Origin of the sequence: Promicromonospora kroppenstedtii DSM 19349 (assembly GCF_000515355.1) — a bacterium.
Classification (GTDB): Bacteria; Actinomycetota; Actinomycetes; order Actinomycetales; family Cellulomonadaceae; genus Promicromonospora; species Promicromonospora kroppenstedtii.
The window spans coordinates 20,229-22,381 of the sequence record NZ_KI911668.1; the positions used below are offsets into that span (position 1 = coordinate 20,229).

Here is a 2,153-nt window from a genome sequence, read left to right on the forward strand (position 1 = left end):
CACGACGGCGGCGGGCCTGCGCGCCGGGATCCCCACGATCCTGACGCCGGTGGCGGTGGACCAGTTCAGCTGGGGGCGCCGGGTGGCCGCGCTCGGCGTCGGTCCGGAGCCCGTCCCCGTCAAGACGCTCGACGCCGACCGGCTCACCGTCGCACTGACCCGCGCCGTCACGGACGAGCGGATGCGCGAGCGGGCCGCCCGCCTGGGCGAGCGCCTGCGCCAGGAGGACGGCATCGGCCGGACGGCGGAGCTGTTCACCGACTACCTGCGCACGACCCCGGCTACCGGTCCCGCTGCCGCGCGAACGCCTCGGCGGTGAAGGCCTCGACAGCGTTGACGACCGCCGCGAACCGCGGAGACCAGTACAGGTCGAACCCGTGGTGGGCGCCCGGAAGCTCCGCGTGGACGACCAGGTTCCGGGAGTCCGCGCGCAGCCGCTCGGCGAACCGGCGGGCCTCGGCGACAGGCACGAGCGAGTCGTGCGTGCCGTGCACGATCATGATCGGAGGCGAGTCGCGCCGGACGCTCTCGGTCGGCGACGTCTCCGGGCGGTCGTCGAAGTAGCGCCCGAGGTAGCCGCCGAGGGACACGACGGCGCTCACCGAGGTGTCGGCGTCCTCGAAGCCGGGCTGGTAGACCGGGTCGCCGTGGGTGAATGCGGCCATCGCCGACATGTGCGCGCCCGCCGAGGAGCCGGACAGGACGATCCGCCCGGGATCTGCGCCCCACTGCGCGGCGTGCTCGCGGACCCAGGCGACCAGACGCTTGGCGTCCACGACGTGGTCCTCGAAGCCCGCGGCGGGGCGCAGCCGGTAGTTCGCACTGATGCAGATCCAGCCCCGCTCGGCGAGGCGGTGCAGCATCGGCAGGGACTGGGAGCTCTTGTGCCCGGTGGTGTAGTAACCACCGTGGAAGTGGATCAGCACGGGCGCACCGGCGACCGTCCCGTGGCGACGGTACAGGTCCATGCGGTTGCGCCTGCCGGCGGGACCGTAGGAGAGGTCCGCGAACCGCTCGACCGACCGCGGACGGACGGGGAAGGGAAAGCCGAGGACCCTCCACAGCGGCACCCGGCCCGAGACCGCGATCGGCCCCATCGCCCGGCGAAGGACCGACGGCGTCGTGGCCCCGCGCCAGATCTGCAGGCCCAGGCAGGCGGCCGCGACGATCGCGGCGCCGATCGCGACGGGCGAGGCGAGGTCGCCCTCGGCAAGCGCGAGCGCCGTGCTGGCACCGAACGCGAGCGCCGCGAGGACCGGCAGCTCGTTGATCGACATGGTGATGAGGAAGACCGACGTGCCCAGCGGCATCGGCACGTGCGGCAGGCGCAGCACGGGGAAGGCGAGGACGGCGAGGCCGATGAGGTAGCCGAGGGGGATGCTCATGGCTTCCAGCCTTCCGGGCGCGGAGGCCGGACACATCGGTCGCCGGGCCACGGGCCACCCTGCCGCCGGACCGGGTGCCCCCTACCTTGGTCGGTCGGTCGGGCGCTCGCCACGGCACGATGCCTGGTAAGTCTCGTTGCCGACAGAGTGGCCGGACCCACGCGTGGAGCAGGAATCGCGGGCCGGTGCCGGTGCCCTCACCGCCGCCGGTAGGCCGTGGCCAGGACCGAGACCGTCACCTCGGTGGGGAGTGTGCCCTCGTCGTCGCGCAGGTCCGCCTCGGTGACGTGGCGCGCGCTCGGCGTCATCAGGACCAGGTCGACCGCCTCCTGGCGGGTCAGCGGCGTGATGTACTCGACCCGCTGCGTGCGGGCCTCCTCGAACCAGGGGTCGAGCGCCTGGTGCAGGCGGTCCTCCTTGTCGGGATCGACGGCCACCATCCCCGCGACCTGCCGGCGCAGCTCGGCCAGGTGCCCGCCGAACGGCCGCACGACGACCAGCGTCCCGCCCGGCCGCAGCACCCGGTGGAACTCGGCCGGGTTCCGCGGCGCGAACACGTCGAGCACCACGTCGACCTGCTCCGAGCCGATCGGGAACGGCCGGAAGACGTCCCAGGCAGCGGCCGCGGCCCGCTCGTGGGCCTTGGCCGCCGTGCGCAGGGCGTGCGCGGAGGTGTCCAGCCCCAGGCCGACGGCGCCCGGCATCGCGTCCAGCACGCCCGCGAGGTAGTAGCCGGTGCCGCAGCCGACGTCGACGACGGTGGCGGGC

Annotated in this window: 3 protein-coding genes; 1 reads left to right on the forward strand and 2 read right to left on the reverse strand. The window is 74.1% G+C overall.

All coding sequences use genetic code 11. The features are described from left to right. A partial coding sequence (locus PROKR_RS13320) for a glycosyltransferase (protein WP_342665875.1) occupies positions 1-319 on the forward strand: 319 nt, incomplete at its 5' end. Here the strand turns inward: PROKR_RS13320 and PROKR_RS13325 are convergent. After that, entirely contained in the window at positions 282-1,385 is a 1,104-nt protein-coding gene (locus PROKR_RS13325; RefSeq protein ID WP_211240130.1) for an alpha/beta hydrolase, read from the reverse strand. The genes PROKR_RS13320 and PROKR_RS13325 overlap by 38 nt on opposite strands. A gap of 197 nt (positions 1,386-1,582) precedes the next feature. Continuing rightward, a partial coding sequence (locus PROKR_RS13330) for a methyltransferase domain-containing protein (protein ID WP_084800432.1) occupies positions 1,583-2,153 on the reverse strand: 571 nt, incomplete at its 5' end.

Coding starts and splice junctions, on each gene's coding strand:
- PROKR_RS13325 (WP_211240130.1), bottom strand. CDS start 1,385: ATGAGCATCCCCCTCGGCTACCTCATCGGCCTCGCCGTCCTCGCCTTC.